12 protein-coding genes are annotated in these 15806 nt (G+C 73.1%); 4 read left to right on the forward strand and 8 right to left on the reverse strand.

All coding sequences use genetic code 11. The features are described from left to right. Window positions 1–190: 190 nt before the first annotated feature. The gene (locus tag ACIOMQ_RS14025; protein ID WP_402189038.1) at window positions 191–1219 is read left to right on the forward strand and encodes an aspartate-semialdehyde dehydrogenase; all 1029 of its coding nucleotides are present in this window, start codon (window positions 191–193) and stop codon (window positions 1217–1219) included. Between the two features lie 74 nt (window positions 1220–1293). Here the strand turns inward: ACIOMQ_RS14025 and ACIOMQ_RS14030 are convergent, their stop codons facing one another. Beyond that, window positions 1294–1641: a type II toxin-antitoxin system PemK/MazF family toxin gene (locus ACIOMQ_RS14030; protein ID WP_401264166.1), complete on the reverse strand. Its 348-nt coding sequence runs from the start codon at window positions 1639–1641 to the stop codon at window positions 1294–1296. Further along, the gene (locus ACIOMQ_RS14035; protein ID WP_362206845.1) at window positions 1628–1858 is read right to left on the reverse strand and encodes a ribbon-helix-helix domain-containing protein; all 231 of its coding nucleotides are present in this window, start codon (window positions 1856–1858) and stop codon (window positions 1628–1630) included. Before ACIOMQ_RS14035 ends, ACIOMQ_RS14030 begins: the two co-directional genes overlap by 14 nt. 99 nt (window positions 1859–1957) lie before the next feature. Here ACIOMQ_RS14035 and pepN point away from each other — a divergent pair, with 99 nt between their 5' ends. Further along, complete coding sequence (gene pepN / locus ACIOMQ_RS14040) at window positions 1958–4525, forward strand: aminopeptidase N (RefSeq protein ID WP_362206844.1); 2568 nt, start codon at window positions 1958–1960, stop codon at window positions 4523–4525. A 759-nt stretch (window positions 4526–5284) separates the two neighbouring features. Here pepN and alc read toward each other — a convergent pair. The 5 genes from alc to ACIOMQ_RS14065 all read right to left on the reverse strand — a co-directional run bounded on the left by alc (window position 5285) and on the right by ACIOMQ_RS14065 (window position 10374). Continuing rightward, window positions 5285–6424, reverse strand: a complete 1140-nt coding sequence (gene alc / locus ACIOMQ_RS14045) for an allantoicase (RefSeq protein WP_401264169.1) — start codon at window positions 6422–6424, stop codon at window positions 5285–5287. A 55-nt stretch (window positions 6425–6479) separates the two neighbouring features. Further along, window positions 6480–7403 carry a LysR family transcriptional regulator gene (locus tag ACIOMQ_RS14050; RefSeq protein ID WP_401264171.1) on the reverse strand — a complete coding sequence of 308 codons (924 nt, stop codon included), beginning with the start codon at window positions 7401–7403 and terminating at the stop codon, window positions 6480–6482. A 148-nt stretch (window positions 7404–7551) separates the two neighbouring features. Further along, window positions 7552–7782, reverse strand: coding sequence for a hypothetical protein (locus ACIOMQ_RS14055; protein WP_362206841.1), 231 nt, complete (start codon window positions 7780–7782; stop codon window positions 7552–7554). Window positions 7783–7905: 123 nt separating this feature from the next. Then, window positions 7906–10107, reverse strand: coding sequence for a 4-alpha-glucanotransferase (malQ, locus tag ACIOMQ_RS14060; RefSeq protein WP_402189041.1), 2202 nt, complete (start codon window positions 10105–10107; stop codon window positions 7906–7908). After that, complete coding sequence (locus ACIOMQ_RS14065) at window positions 10108–10374, reverse strand: hypothetical protein (protein ID WP_362206839.1); 267 nt, start codon at window positions 10372–10374, stop codon at window positions 10108–10110. A gap of 310 nt (window positions 10375–10684) precedes the next feature. Between ACIOMQ_RS14065 and ACIOMQ_RS14070 the strand changes: the two genes are divergently transcribed. Continuing rightward, on the forward strand, window positions 10685–13741 hold the full coding sequence (locus tag ACIOMQ_RS14070) for a beta-N-acetylglucosaminidase domain-containing protein (RefSeq protein WP_402189043.1): 3057 nt from the start codon (window positions 10685–10687) through the stop codon (window positions 13739–13741). Window positions 13742–13807: 66 nt separating this feature from the next. Here the strand turns inward: ACIOMQ_RS14070 and ACIOMQ_RS14075 are convergent, their stop codons facing one another. Then, window positions 13808–14344 carry an HNH endonuclease gene (locus ACIOMQ_RS14075; RefSeq protein WP_362206837.1) on the reverse strand — a complete coding sequence of 179 codons (537 nt, stop codon included), beginning with the start codon at window positions 14342–14344 and terminating at the stop codon, window positions 13808–13810. A gap of 342 nt (window positions 14345–14686) precedes the next feature. On the opposite strand from ACIOMQ_RS14075, the gene ACIOMQ_RS14080 reads away from it, so the two are divergent. Continuing rightward, a complete protein-coding gene (locus tag ACIOMQ_RS14080) occupies window positions 14687–15754 on the forward strand; it encodes a mechanosensitive ion channel family protein (protein WP_362206836.1) in 1068 nt (355 codons plus the stop codon). Window positions 15755–15806 lie beyond the last annotated feature (52 nt).

The following is a 15806-nucleotide window of genomic DNA, read 5'->3' on the forward strand; positions in this document are numbered from 1 at the left end:
CGGCCGCCGTGTGATCCGTGCGACACGCACGACGGTGGGGCGGGCGCTCCCGGGAGCTCCCGCCCCACCGCCGTGCCCGCCGCCGGGCGGGCACTGTCCGTACCGCGGACAATGGATTGGACAAGGAAGCCGCGGACATACGCATCATGGAGCGGCAACCGTGCCAGTTCGTACGTTTGAAGGAGTCCCTGTGAAGGTCGGAATCGTCGGCGCCACCGGTCAGGTCGGCACAGTCATGCGCAGGATCCTGGCCGAGCGGAAGTTCCCGGCCGACGAGCTGCGGCTGTTCGCCTCCTCGCGCTCCGCCGGTTCCACGATCGAGTGGCAGGGCCGGGAGATCACCGTCGAGGACGCCTCGACGGCCGATTACTCCGGGCTGGACATCGTGCTGTTCTCGGCCGGCGGCGCGACGTCGAAGGCGCTCGCCGAGAAGGTCGCCGCGCAGGGCGCCGTCGTGATCGACAACTCCTCCGCCTGGCGCCGGGACCCCGAGGTCCCGCTGGTCGTCTCCGAGGTCAACCCGCACGCGGTCGCCAACCGGCCCAAGGGCATCATCGCCAACCCGAACTGCACCACGATGGCCGCCATGCCCGTGCTGCGCCCGCTCCACGACGAGGCCGGCCTCCAGGCGCTGACCGTCGCCACCTACCAGGCGGTGTCCGGTTCCGGCCTGGCCGGCGTCGCCGAGCTGCACGGCCAGGTGTCCAAGGCCGTCGCCGAGGCCGACCGGCTCACCCACGACGGCGGGGCCGTCGACTTCCCCGAGCCGGACGTCTACAAGCGTCCGATCGCCTTCAACGTGCTGCCGCTGGCCGGCTCGATCGTCGACGACGGCTCCTTCGAGACCGACGAGGAGCAGAAGCTCCGCAACGAGTCCCGCAAGATCCTGGAGATCCCGGAGCTGAAGGTGTCCGGCACCTGTGTCCGGGTGCCGGTCTTCACCGGCCACTCGCTCCAGATCAACGCCCGTTTCGCGCGTCCGATCGGCGTCGAGCGCGCCTACGAGCTGCTGAAGGACACCCCGGGCGTGGAGATCTCCGAGATCCCCACCCCGCTCCAGGCGGCCGGCAAGGACGCCTCGTTCGTCGGCCGGATCCGGGTCGACGAGACCGTGGAGAACGGCCTCGCGCTCTTCGTCTCCAACGACAACCTGCGCAAGGGCGCGGCGCTGAACGCGGTGCAGATCGCGGAGCTGGTGGCGGCCGAGCTGAACGGCTGACGCCCGAGGGGCACGGGAAAGGGCGGCCACCGGGTGCGGTGGCCGCCCTTTCGTATGCGTTCATCCGGGTGGGTTCAGAGGGAGAGGTGGCGTCGCAGGGCGGCGTCGATCTCGGCCATGCGCCGGCGGGGGACGGTGCCCACATGCCGCAGAAAGCGCTCCTCGGCCAAGGCGCGCACCTGCTCGCACTGCACCTTGGAATCCTTCGGCAGGCCGCACTCCGCTGCGGCGAGCAGCACCTGGAAGGGATAGACCCGGAAGGTGTTGGACGTCAGTGGCACCACGGTGATCACGCCGCGCCCCGTCCGTGAGACAGCGGCGTTGGCCCCGTCGTTCGAGACGATCACCGATGGGCGGGCCGTACTGGCCTCGCTGCCCCGCACCGGTTCGTACTCGACCAGGTAGATGTCACCGCGCTTCATCGCTCAGCCCGTCTCCCGAGAACTTGTCCCAGAACGCGGCGTCCTCGCTCGCGCCCCATTCCGCGAACGCCGCCTCGTAGTCGGCCTCCAGATTCGAGGCGCGCAGCAGCTCGATCGCGGCGTGTATCACCGCGGACCGGGAGTCCGCCTCGGTCCTCGTGGCGTACTCGTCGACGAAGGCGACATCCTCCTGCGGCAGGCTCACACTGATCTTCATACCATCGATGCTACCGCGGTAGCACATCGATAGCTACTCCGCTTGCGCGCGCGACGTGGAAGGATGACCGGAAACGTCACATACCAAGGAGATGACCGCGTGCCTGGCACCAATCTGACCCGCGAAGAGGCACAGGAGCGGGCGCGCCTGCTGACCGTGGACGCGTACGAGATCGATCTCGACCTCTCCGGAGCACAGGAGGGCGGCACCTACCGGTCCGTGACCACCGTGCGCTTCGACTCTGCCGAAGCCGGTGCGGAGACCTTCATCGACCTGATCGCCCCCGCCGTGCACGAGGTCGAGCTGAACGGCAAGGCGTTGGATGTCGCGGCCGTGTTCCGCGACTCGCGCATCGCGCTCCCGCACCTGGTCGCGGGCTCCAACGAGCTGAAGGTCGTCGCCGACTGCTCGTACACCAATACGGGCGAGGGGCTGCACCGCTTCGTCGACCCGGTCGACGAGCAGGCGTACCTCTACACCCAGTTCGAGGTGCCGGACGCGCGCCGCGTCTTCGCGAGCTTCGAGCAGCCCGACCTGAAGGCCACGTTCCGGTTCACCGTGAAGGCGCCGGCGGGCTGGACGGTCATTTCGAACTCGCCGACGCCCGAGCCGCAGGACGACGTCTGGTCCTTCGAGCCGACGCCGCGCATCTCGACGTACATCACGGCACTGATCGCCGGCCCGTACCACGCGGTGCACAGCAGCTACGAGAAGGACGGCCAGTCCGTTCCGCTCGGCATCTACTGCCGCCCGTCGCTGGCCGAGTACCTCGACGCGGACGCGATCTTCGACGTCACGCGCCAGGGCTTCGACTGGTTCCAGGAGAAGTTCGACTACGCCTACCCGTTCGCCAAGTACGACCAGCTGTTCGTCCCGGAGTTCAACGCGGGCGCGATGGAGAACGCGGGCGCGGTCACCATCCGCGACCAGTACGTGTTCCGCTCGAAGGTGACGGACGCGGCGTACGAGACGCGGGCCGAGACGATCCTGCACGAGCTGGCCCACATGTGGTTCGGCGACCTCGTCACCATGGAGTGGTGGAACGACCTGTGGCTGAACGAGTCGTTCGCCACGTACACGTCGATCGCCTGCCAGGCGTACGCGGAGGGCTCGAAGTGGCCGCACTCCTGGACCACGTTCGCCAACTCCATGAAGACGTGGGCGTACCGCCAGGACCAGCTGCCCTCCACCCACCCGATCATGGCGGACATCCGTGATCTGGACGACGTGCTGGTCAACTTCGACGGGATCACGTACGCCAAGGGCGCCTCGGTCCTGAAGCAGCTGGTGGCGTACGTCGGCATGGACGAGTTCTTCAAGGGCGTCCAGGCGTACTTCAAGGCGCACGCGTTCGGCAACACCCGCCTGTCCGACCTGCTGGGCGCGCTGGAGGAGACCTCCGGCCGCGACCTGAAGACCTGGTCGAAGGCCTGGCTGGAGACGGCGGGCATCAACATCCTGCGCCCGGAGATCACCACGGACGAGAACGGCCACGTCACGTCGTTCACCGTCCTCCAGGAGGCCCCGGCCCTCCCCGCCGGTGCGAAGGGCGAGCCGACGCTGCGGCCGCACCGCATCGCCATCGGCTGCTACGACCTCGACGGCTCCGGCAAGCTGGTCCGCACGAACCGGATCGAGCTGGACGTCGACGGCGCGCGCACGGCCGTGCCGTTCCCGGCCGGCACCGCCCGGCCGGCCGTGGTCCTGCTCAACGACGACGACCTCTCGTACGCGAAGGTCCGGCTCGACGAGGAGTCGCTGCGCGTCGTCACCGAGCACCTCGGCGACTTCACGGAGTCCCTCCCCCGTGCCCTGTGCTGGGCCTCCGCGTGGGACATGACCCGTGACGGCGAGCTGGCCACCCGGGACTACCTCGCCCTGGTGCTCTCCGGCATCGGCAAGGAGTCGGACATCGGCGTCGTCCAGTCGCTGCACCGCCAGGTGAAGCTGGCGCTGGACCTGTACGCGGCGCCGCAGTGGCGCGAGGCCGGGCTGACGCAGTGGACCGAGGCCACGCTCGCGCACCTGCGGGCGGCGGAGCCGGGCAGCGACCACCAGCTGGCCTGGGCCCGCGCCTTCGCGGCCACGGCCCGCACCCCGCAGCAGACGGACCTGCTGCAGTCGCTGCTCGACGGCAAGGAGACGGTCGAGGGCCTGGCCGTCGACACGGAGCTGCGCTGGGCGTTCGTGGAGCGGCTCGCCGCGGCCGGCCTGCTCGACGAGGACGAGATCGCCGGCGAGTACGAGCGCGACAAGACGGCGGCGGGCGAGCGCCACGCGGCGACCGCCCGCGCGGCCCGCCCCACCGAGGAGGCGAAGGCGGAGGCGTGGGCCTCGGTCGTCGAGTCCGACAAGCTGCCGAACTCCCTCCAGGAAGCCGTCATCGCCGGCTTCGTCCAGACCGACCAGCGCGAGCTGCTCGCCCCGTACACGGAGAAGTTCTTCGCGGCGGTCAAGGACGTCTGGGAGTCGCGCAGCCACGAGATGGCGCAGCAGATCGCCGTCGGCCTGTACCCGGCCGTCCAGGTCTCGCAGGCCACCCTGGACACCACGGACGCCTGGCTGTCCTCGGCGAAGCCGAGCGCGGCCCTGCACCGGCTGATGTCCGAGTCGCGCGCGGGCGTGGAGCGCGCCCTGAAGGCCCAGGCCGCGGACGCGGCGGCGTAACGGCCGAGTGGTGAAGGGCGCCTCTCGCGACAGCGGGAGGCGCCCCTCTTTCTTCTGCCCCCCGCCCGGCCCCGTCCCCCGCCCGACCGCCGGGTCGACCACGACCTCGATCTCCGCGCCCAGGGTCGCCGCCGCCACGCCGTAGGGCATCAGGCAGCTCGCCTCGAACGCCGGGAATCCGCGCCCCTCGACGCGTATGCGAATCCAGATCATCCGGGAGGTGCCGTCCGCGCTCACGTCCTCCGGGCCGACCCGGATCACTTCGGCGGTCGCCCCGACCCCGTCGGCTTCGAGCCGGATCGTCGCGCGCCGCAGATCCCAGTTGTAGAGCACCGTGCTGAAGCCCACGTAGGCGACGAATGCCGCGAACAGGCCGCCCGCGATCACCAGCGCCAGCTCCACGCCCTTCACCTCGCCGGAAGCCGCCCAGGTTCCCAGGGCCACGGCTACGCCCGCCCCGCCGAGGAGGAGCGCCAGACCGAAGACGCACGCGATCACGGCCAGGATCGGCCCCATGGGCTCTATCCACTCGGGCCCGGGACTGCTCTCGCCAGCCATGCCGGCACCGTAGCCCCGTGGGGCACCTGTGCAACAGGGGGAAATCCGGAGCCTCTTGGAGGTGGAAACCGCTCGCCGGACGGGCGCATCGCGCAGCCGTCCGACGAGCGGGGGCAGAAGGGGGTGACGGAAGGAGAGGCGGTACGGGGGTGCGGGGTGCGGGGTGCGGAAGTACGGGCGTTCAGGGTCGGGGGCGCCGGGTTACGCGCCCGACTCCTCGTGGCGCCGGGTCAGTTCGGCCGCGCCGCTCTCCGTCAGGCTGCCGTGCAGGCGCATGCGGGCGACTCCGCCGTCCGGGAAGGCGTCGAGGCGGACGTGGGTGACGATCGCACGGGCGCGGAGGGGGAAGCGGTGGAGGGTGTCGGGCTGAAGCCTCGTGCGGGGAATGATCTCGAACCACTCGCCGCTCTCGCCGTTGCGGCCCTGGAGGGCGATCCAGCCGGCCGCGTTGCCCTTGAGGCAGGCCGTGTCGATCTCGACCGCGCGGACCGCGCCCTGGGCGGGGAGGCGGAAGCGGACCCAGTCGTTCGTGTCGCGGACCCGGCGGCGGCGGTTCTCCCAGCCGTCGTCCATCTTGCGGGAGGTGCCGGGCAGGATGATCTGGGTCGGTGAGGAGTAGAAGCGGTCGGAGGCGTCCTCGCAACTGCCGCCGTTCAGGGCCGAGATCAGGTCGAACGTGCCGAGCGTCGCGAGCCAGGACGGGTCGGGGAGGACCTCGCCGTGGACGCGGAGGCGGGCGATGCCGCCGTCGGGGTGCTGGCAGAGCCGGACATGGGTGCAGCGGCGGCCGCCGGTGATCTCGAAGCCGTTGGCGGCGTGGCCGCGTACGGGGGTCGGCGGGACGATCTCCTCCCACTTCACGTCGTCCGCGAGGAGTTCGGCGGGGCCGGGCGCGCCCGCGACCGCTGTCGCCTGGACCGAGACGCGCTGCGGGTAGTTGCCGCGGAAGTGGGCCGTGTCCACGACGATGCCGCGGATGATGCCGGGGGCGCCGAGGCGGATGAGCGCCCAGTCGTGCTCCTCGGGGGCCGGGAAGGGGTGGGCCGCGTCCGCGCCGCGCCGGCGGCGGGTCTCCCAGCCGTCCATGATCTTGCCCTTGTGGCCGAAGTGCCCGGGATCGAAGACCGCGCGCTCCCGGACGAGGAGGTTCTCGCGCTGGGCGAAGAACTCGTCGTTGGCGGCGATCACGCCCGCGCCGAGGCGGCGGTCGGCGAGGTCGACGAGGGTGGTGAAGGGGAGGTCGGTGGTCCGGTAGTCGGCGTACGGGTCGCCACCGCCGTACGGGGCCGCGTCGTTGGCGTGGGGGTCCTCGTGCCGGTTCTCATTCTGTCCGAAGGTCATGCGCCCACGGTCGCGGCGGAAAACCCATTAGGTCCATCGAAAGTTTCTGCATTGTTTATTCAGTCGAAGTGAACGATCCGGCCGCTTCGGTGAGGGCATCGAGGACCCGGGCCACCGCCGGACCCCGCTCGGCCCCCTGCCGGACCGCCGCCACCACATGCCGTCGCGGCTGGTCGGCCTCCAGCGCGCGCATCACCGCGCCGCCCCGGCTGCGCCGTTCCGCCGACGCCATGCGCGGAATCAGGGCGACCCCCATGCCCGCCTCGACCATCGCCAGGATCGCCGTCCAGCCGGAGGCGCTGTGCGCCTGCTCGGGAACGAACCCGGCGGCCTCGCACGCGGCGGTCGTGATCTGCGACCAGGGGCCCGAACCGCCGAAGATCCAGGGGTCGCCGGAGAGATCCGCGAGCCGGAGTGCGGGCGCCGCGGCGAGGCGGTGGCCGGCGGGCAGGGCCACGTCCAGCGGATCCGCCAGCAGGGGCAGCACGGCGAACCGGGGATCGCGGGCCGTCGGGGCGTGCGCGGCGAGGGACAGGGCGAGGTCCGCGTCACCGGCGACCAGGAGTTCGTAGGACTGCGCGGCCTCCGCCTCCCGCACCCGCACGTCCGGCCCCGGGCGGTGCTCGGCGCGCAGCCGCCGGATCGCGGGGACGACGAGGGCGGGCACCGCCGTGGAGAACGCCGCGATCCGCACCTGGCCGGCCTCGCCGCGCAGATAGCCGGTCAGTTCGGCGTCGGCGCGCTCCAGTTGGGCGAAGACGGCCTCGGCGTGGCGCAGCACGAGGTGCGCGGCGTCGGTGAGACGGACCCGCCTGCCCTGGGCCTCCAGGAGCGGTACACCGAGCTGCTTGGAGAGGTTGGACAGCTGCTGCGAGACCGCGGACGGGGTCATCAGCAGGGCCTCGGCGGTCGCCGTGACCGTGCCCCGGTCACGCAGGGTGCGCAGGATCCGGAGCTTCTTGACGTCCCACTCGATCATGGCCGCAACCTACCCGGGCCCTGGACGGGGCACCGGGGTCCGGGACGGTGTCGGGGGCCGGGTCCGGGGCCCGGGTTTCCGGGTCCGGACACGCGTGTGCGCCGCACGGTACGGGGTACCTGCGGCGCACGCGCGAAGAGCGTGGGTGCTAGACCTGCTTCTTGGACTTGTCGAAGATCATGACCAGGCCGGCGATGACCACGAACAGGGCGATGGGTGCCACGACATACAGCCCGATGGTCTCCATCGCGCTCAGGCCCGGACCGGGGTCGTCACCGTCGTCGCGGGTGAGCGCGAGCGCGGGGGACGACATGAGCAGCATCATCAGCGTCGTTCCGGCCGCGACGGCGCCGGCGCGCATAGCGTTCTTCTTGTCCACGGTGCAAACGTAGCGAACGCCCACGACGGGCGCGCGCCCGGGGTGCCGTACGGGGTCCCGGACGAGGTTCCGGTGAGGCTGCGGTGGGGTTCCAGTGGGACTCCGCGGGGGCTGCGCAGGGGCTCACGGCTGGTCCTCCCGGGTCCCGAAGATCTCCATCAGCCGGTGCAGGCGGGGCGCCGCCGCCAGCTCCTCCAGGGTGACCGGGTGGCCCTCCGCGTCGGCGACGGGCAGGCGCCAGTTGGGGTACTGGTCCCAGGTGCCGGGGAGGTTCTGCGGGCGGCGGTCGCCGACTGTGTCGGGCAGCCAGACGCCGATCATGCGGGCGGGGGTGCGCAGCAGGAAGCGGTGCACGGCGCGGACGGCGCCCTCCTCGTCGCCCTCGCCCTCCGGAAGCAGGCCGCGCCGGGAGAGATGCCCCAGCCACTCGGCGGTGTCGGTGGCGTCCGCCCTCAGCTCCTCCTCCAGGCCACGGGTGAGCAGGCCGAGGCGGTGGCGCAGCGTCACGTGGTCGCCGGTCAGCCGGGCGGCGGTGGACGGCAGGTCGTGCGTGGTGGCGGTGGCCAGGCAGCCCTCGCGCCACTCCTCGGGGGCCAGCGGGCGGCCGCTGCCCGCCCAGTCCCGTTCGAACCAGAGCACGGAGGTGCCGAGCACGCCGCGCCGGGCCAGCGCCTCGCGGACCCCGGGTTCGACGGTGCCGAGGTCCTCCCCCACGACGACCGCGCCCGCCCGGTGCGCTTCCAGGACGAGGACGGCGAGCATCGCCTCGGCGTCGTGGCTGACGTAGGTGCCCTCGGTGGGCGGCCGCCCCTCGGGCACCCACCAGAGCCGGAACAGGCCCATGACGTGGTCGATGCGCAGGGCGCCCGCGTGGGCGAGGAGCCCGCGCAGCAGTCCGCGGTACGGGGCGTAGCCGGACGCGGCGAGGGCGTCGGGACGCCACGGGGGCAGGCCCCAGTCCTGGCCGCGGGCGTTGAAGGCGTCCGGGGGCGCGCCGACGGACATGCCGTGCGCGAAGGCGTCCTGCTGGGCCCAGGTGTCGGCGCCGCCGGGGTGCACACCGACGGCGAGGTCGTGGACGATGCCGACGGCCATTCCGGCGTCCAGGGCGGCGCGCTGGGCGGCGGCGAGCTGGCCGTCGGTCAGCCAGGCGAGGCGGCAGTGGAAGTCGACCCGGTCCAGCAGTTCGCGGCGGGCGCGGGCGGTCTCCTCGGAGCGGGGGTCGCGGAGCGCGGCCGGCCAGATGTGCCAGTCGGAGCCGTGCACCTCGGCGAGGGCGCACCACAGGGCGTGGTCCTCCAGGGCCTGCCCCTGCTCGGCCAGGAAGTCGCAGTAGGCGGCGCGGCGGCCCGGGGTGAGGGGTACCTCCCGGACGAGTTCGAGGGCCTGGCGCTTGAGTTCCCAGACGGCGTCCCGGTCGATCAGGGCGCCCTTGTTCAGGACGGTGTCGCTGAGCGTCGCCGCGTCCTGCCGCAGATCGTCGAGGGTGGCCCGGTCCGGCACGTGCCCGTACTCGGGGACGGACTCGACGTGCAGATGGACGGGGTCGGGGAAGCGCCGCGACGAGGGGCGGTACGGGGAGGGGTCGGTGGGGCTGCCGAGCACGGCGGCATGGAGCGGGTTGACCTGGACGAATCCGGCGCCGAGGGTCCGCCCGGACCAGGCGGCCAGGTCGGCGAGGTCCCCGAGGTCGCCCATGCCCCAGGAGCGGGCGGAGAGCAGGGAGTAGAGCTGGACGAGGAAGCCGTGGCTGCGGGCGGGCGGCCGGGGCAGGTGGGGCGGGGCGACGACGAGCGTGCAGCTCGCGCTCCGGCCGCCCGGCCCGCGTACGGTCAGCCGGTGCACACCGGGCGGTGGTTCGACCCACCAGACGGGGGCCGGGGGCCCGGCCGTCACGGCGCCGCCTTCCGCACCCGCGTCCGCGCACACCTCCGCACTCGCACCCGCACTCGCACGGGTGCTCGCGCCCATGGCCCCGTCGGCCGCGCCTCGCCCCGAGACGGCCGGGATGCGCATCCGCGGGTGCGCGGGCGATCCGGCGTCCTCCAGTCCGATGTCGAGCGTGGTGCCGGGCGGCAGGGCGGTCAGTGCCGGGGGCAGCGGCTCCCCGGTCCACGCCACCAGTGTCGGCGGGAGCAGCCGGGAGCGGGCCGAGGACTCGGCGGCGGCGAGCGATTCCCGTACCGCTTCGGGCGTGGTGGCGTCCACACCGAGCGCGGCGAGCACGGCGACGACCGTGTCGTCGGAGACGGGCACCGTGATGTCGGCGGACGGGGAGTAGGAGGTGGCGACGCCGTGCAGTGCGGCGAGCCGGGACAAGCCCATTCAGACTCCTGGGGACTCCATGCCCCACCCGGCGCCGGAGGCGGCCGGCTCGCTGGTCAGCGGGGCGTTGGCGGCGAGCGGGGGTTCGCTGGTCAGTGGCGTGGCGTCGGCGAGCGGCGGCTCGCTGGTGAGGGGTATCGCATCGGCGAGCGGCGGCTCGCTCGTCAGCGGACCGGGTGCGGGAGCCGGGGGCGCGCCGGGCGGCGCGGCGGGGGCGGATGCCTGTTTGGGAAGAGCGGAGAGCAGGAGCTGCGCGGGAGCGGGCATGGTGGCCTCCTGGCCGTGGCGGAACAGGACACAGCAGACCTACCCGGCGGACTCGACCGCAGACGTAGGCGTTATCACAACGAGTTCAACGTGCTCCGGGTCACATTCCGTTCCCCGAAGGCCGTTTCTCCGCAAGTCGTCCGCCGTTTTCGGCCATTCGACGTGATCTTTGGCGTCACCCGTCGGTGGCCGACCACCTCTCACCTCACCTGCCGCATCGGGCATTTGCGGCACAACAACCCCACGCATTGACACCCTCGCGCGCGGGTGGTGGGCTCGGATCCCATCGGCGGAGCGAGGGAGAAGAGCGATGCGGCTCAGGCGCGGAAAGCGGACAACGGCCGTCGCGGTCGCCGTGCTCGGCGGGCTGTTCTCCGCGGCCGCCCCGGCCGCCGTCGCGGCTCCTTCGGCGCCCGGCTCCCCCGCTGTCAGCGCGGCCGACCGCACGGACGGCGCCGCCGTGCCGGCCGTATGGCCGCGCCCCCGGTCCATCAAGGCGTCCGGGCCGTCCGTGGCGCTCTCCGCCTCCGCCGGGGTCACCCTCGTGGCCGACGCGCACGCCGATCCGTACGCCGTCGACGCGCTCCGGCAGATCCTGCGGGACGCGGGCGTACGGACCGTCCACGGGGCGCTGCCGGGCCGCGGCCCCGTCGTCCGGCTCGGCGGCGAAGGCGCCCGGGACGCCCTGCGGACGCTGCGCGCCCCCGCCCGCGGCGAGCTGCCCTCCGGTGGCTACCGGATCGCCGTCGGCCGGGTCGCGGGCCGGGACACCGTGGCCGTGGACGGCGTCGGTGAGGACGGCCTCTTCCATGGCGTACAGACGCTGCGCCAGCTGATCCGGGACAGAAGCGTCGCCGGGGTCACCGTCAGGGACTGGCCGGCGACCGCCGTACGCGGGACGGCCGAGGGCTTCTACGGGCAGCCGTGGACCCGGGCGGAACGGCTGGCGCAGATCGGCTTCATGGGGCGTACGAAGCAGAACAGGTATCTGTACGCGGCGGGCGACGACCCGTACCGGCAGGCCCGTTGGCGCGACCCGTACCCCGCCGGCCGGCGCGACGATTTCCGGGCGCTGGCCGAGCGGGCCCGCGCCGAGCATGTGACGCTCGGCTGGGCCGTCGCCCCCGGCCAGGCCATGTGCATGTCGTCACAGAACGACGTGAAGGCACTGACGAGGAAGCTCGACGCGATGTGGGCGCTGGGGGTGCGGGTCTTCCAGCTCCAGTTCCAGGACGTCAGCTACAGCGAGTGGCACTGCGACAGCGACGCCGACACCTTCGGCAGCGGCCCCGAGGCGGCGGCCAGGGCGCAGGCGCGGGTGGCCGGCGAGGTGGCGCGGCATCTCGCGGAGCGCCATCCGGGCGCGGAGCCGCTGTCGGTGATGCCGACGGAGTTCTACCAGGACGGGGCGACGGAGTACCGCACGGCGCTCGCCGGGGAGCTGGACGACCGGGTCCAGATCGCCTGGACCGGGGTCGGGGTCGTACCGAGGACCATCACCGGCGGGGAACTGGCCGGTGCGCGTGCCGCGTTCCGGCATCCGCTGGTCACGATGGACAACTACCCGGTCAACGACTACGCGCAGGACCGTATCTTCCTCGGCCCGTACACCGGCCGGGACCCGGCGGTGGCCACCGGTTCCGCGGCGCTGCTCGCCAACGCGATGGAGCAGCCGTCCGCGTCCCGCATACCGCTGTTCACCGCCGCCGACTTCGCGTGGAACCCCGAGGGCTACCGGCCGCAGGAGTCCTGGCAGGCGGCGATCGACGATCTCGCGGGCGGCGACGCCCGCACCGGGGAGGCGCTGCGCGCCCTGGCCGGGAACAGCGCGACGTCGGTGCTGGGCGGCGACGAGTCGGCGTACCTGCGGCCGCTGCTGGACGCGTTCTGGACGTCCCGCGCGACGGCCGACGCCACGGCACAGGCCGATGCGGCGCGCAGGCTGCGGAAGGCGTTCACCGTGATGCGGGAGGCCCCGCAGCGGCTGAAGGACCTGGCCGACGGCCGTCTCGACGACGAAGTGCGGCCGTGGTCCGAGCAGTTGTCCCGGTACGGCCGGGCGGGCGAGCTGGCCGTCGATCTGCTGCGTGCCCAGTCGCGCGGCGACGGCGCCGCCGCGTGGCAGGCGTCGCTGGCGCTGGAGCCGGTGCGCAAGGCCGCGAAGGCGAGCGGTGCGACGGTCGGCAAGGGCGTCCTCGGCCCGTTCCTGGACCGGGTGCGCCGGGAGGCGGACGCCTGGACGGGTGCGGACCGCGACGCCGGTACGGTGACCGAGGCCGCGGGCAGCTATACGGTCCGGCTGGACCGGTCCCGTCCGGTGGAGGCCGTGACGGCGATGACCGCGCCCGGCGGCGGCCCGGCGGCCGGTGTGGCGCTGGAGGCCCATGTGCCCGGTGAGGGATGGCGCGGCCTCGGCCCGGTGTCGGCGACCGGCTGGACCCAGACTCCGGCCGGGGGACTGCGGGCCGACGCGATCCGGATCAGCCGGCCCGCCGGAGGTCCGTCCACGCCCCCGGTGATCACGGGCACGCTGCCGCCCATCGTCCCGGAGAACCGGGCGGAGAACCGCCTGGGCGGCGGCACCGGAGGCGGTGCCTCCGCAAGCGCGCCGGACCGGTCCTTGCGGGTGCACGCGCTCGTGCCGTGGTTCGGCGACGAGCCCGCCGCCCGGCTCGATCTCGCACGCGGCGAGACGGACGCGGAGATCGGCGGCGGACCGCAGCGGGTCGCGGCCCGGCTGGCCGCCCGGCGCCCCGCGGAGGTGCGGGGAGCGCTCACCGCACGGGCCCCCGAGGGCATCGAGGTGCGCGTCCCGAAGCGGACGCGGGTGCCGCGCGGTTCCGGTACCGAGGTCCCCGTCGAGATCACGGTCCCCGCGGGCACCCCGGCCGGCGAGTACGAGGTGCCGTTCAGCTTCGGCGACGAGAGCAGCACGCTCACCGTCCGGGCGTACCCGCGCACCGCGGGCCCCGACCTGGTGCGCACCGCCACCGCCTCCTCGTCCGGCGACGAGACCCCGGACTTCCCGGCGGCGGCCGCCGCCGACGGCGACCCGGAGACCCGCTGGTCCTCACCGGTCGAGGACGGCGCCTGGTGGCAGGCGGAACTGCCGCGGCCGGCCCGGATCGGCCGGGTGGTGCTGCACTGGCAGGACGCCTACGCCTCCCGCTACCGCGTCCAGGTCTCCGCCGACGGCCGCAGCTGGCGCACGGCGGCGACCGTACGGGACGGCAGGGGCGGGCGCGAGTCGGTCCGGATGGACGCGAAGGACGCCCGCTACCTCAGGATCCAGGGCGATGCCCGGGCGACCGGGTTCGGCTACTCGCTCTGGTCGGTCCAGGCGTACGCCGTCGCCGCGACGGAGTAGCGCGGCGGCCCCTGTCGCCCCCGGAGGCCGCCGTCCGGCCCCGGGGACGACAGAGGCCCGGATCTCTCACGCTGAGATGCTGTCGATCCGGGCCATCGCGTCGTCCGCGCCGAACGGTTGCAAGTACGGCAACCAGCGCGGGTCGCGGTGCCCCGTCCCGATGATGCGCCAGGCGAGGCCCGTCGGCGGGGCGGGCTGCTGGTGCAGCCGCCAGCCGAGCTCCGGCAGGTGGCGGTCCGCCTTGACGTGGTTGCAGCGGCGGCAGGCCGCCACCACGTTGTCCCAGGCGTGCTGTCCGCCGCGGCTGCGCGGAATGACGTGGTCGACGCTGGTCGCGGCGGCGCCGCAGTACATGCAGCGCCCCCCGTCCCGGGCGAAGAGCGCCCTGCGGGTCAGCGGTACGGGCCCCCGGTAGGGAACCCGTACGAACCGCTTCAGGCGGACGACGCTGGGGGCCGGGACGGCCCGGGTGGCACTGTGCATGAAGGCGCCCGACTCCTCAAGACAGATGGCCTTGTTTTCGAGCACGAGGACGAGAGCGCGGCGGAGCGGTACGACGCCGAGCGGCTCGTACGACGCGTTGAGAACCAGGACATGCGGCACGGTGGATGCCTCCTTGTACGCCGGCGGCGCGTGGCTCGCGCCGGGACGATCCGATCTCAGTCTCTCCTCACGCCTGGTCGGAGCGCCACCACGTGCGGGTAACGGCCCGGGAGGATTTTCTCCGCGCACCGGGCCGCCCTCCCGTCGCCGGCCCCGGCGGCACAGGGCGGAACAGGCGCTTCGGGGCCGCCGCCGCGACAGCCGGGGCCCGATGTGCGATCGGCCACAGGCCGCCGCCGCGCCCCTCGTGAGACGCGTCTCTCCCCCCGCTCACGGCAACGGAACACCTCCGATACCCCGTTAGTGTGGTTGGTCTGCCGTCGCCCACCTGGAGGTTCCACCGTGTTCCCGTCCGCCCTGTTGGCCGCAGCTCCGTCACCCGGGCCCGGTAGCTCGCTGGACGAGGCCGCCGAGCAGGCCGGCAACGCCGCGGGCTGGGTGGAGGAGAACTGGTCCACCTGGCTGAACACCGGTCTGCGCATCGTGCTCATCGCCGCGATCGCGATCGTGTTGCGCATCGCGATCCGTCGTGCTCTCACCAAGCTCATCGACCGGATGAACCGCAGTGCCCAGGCGGTGGAGGGCACCGCGCTGGGCGGGCTGCTGGTCAACGCGGAACGCCGCCGTCAGCGCTCCGAGGCGATCGGTTCCGTGCTCCGCTCGGTCGCGTCGTTCCTGATCCTCGGCACGGCCGCCCTGATGATCCTGGGCGCGTTCCAGATCAACCTGGCCCCGCTGCTGGCCTCCGCCGGGGTGGCCGGTGTGGCGCTCGGTTTCGGTGCGCGCAACCTGGTCACCGACTTCCTCTCCGGCGTCTTCATGATCCTGGAGGACCAGTACGGCGTGGGCGACACCATCGACGCGGGCGTCGCCTCCGGCGAGGTCATCGAGGTCGGCCTGCGGGTCACCAAGCTGCGCGGCGACAACGGCGAGATCTGGTACGTCCGCAACGGCGAGGTGAAGCGGATCGGCAACCTGAGCCAGGGCTGGTCCACGGCCGGCGTCGATGTGGCGGTGCGCCCCACGGAGGACCTGGACAGGGTCCGTACGGTGATCGCCGAGGCCGCCGCCGCGATGGCCAAGGAGGACCCGTGGAACGAGCGCCTGTGGGGCCCCGTGGAGGTTCTGGGCCTGGACGCCGTGCTGCTGGACTCGATGACGGTCCGGCTGGCCGTCAAGACGATGCCGGGCAAGGCGCTGGGCGTGGAGCGCGAGCTGCGCTGGCGGATCAAGCGGGCGTTCGACGAGGCGGGCATACGGATGGCCGGCGGTGTCCCGGCCCCGGCGGACGAGCCGTCCGCGGCCGACCCGACGGCCGCCATGGCCGCCCCGTCCGCGTACGCGTCGGCGACCTCCCCGCAGTCGCTGGCCGCGACGCCCATCCCCCCGCCGCCGAACATGGCGAAGTAGGACCGGCTGCTCCGGATGGGCGAGGGGCGCCCCGCGAAGTCCGCGGGGCGCC

Source organism: Streptomyces sp. NPDC087845, from assembly GCF_044742755.1.
Lineage (GTDB): Bacteria > Actinomycetota > Actinomycetes > Streptomycetales > Streptomycetaceae > Streptomyces.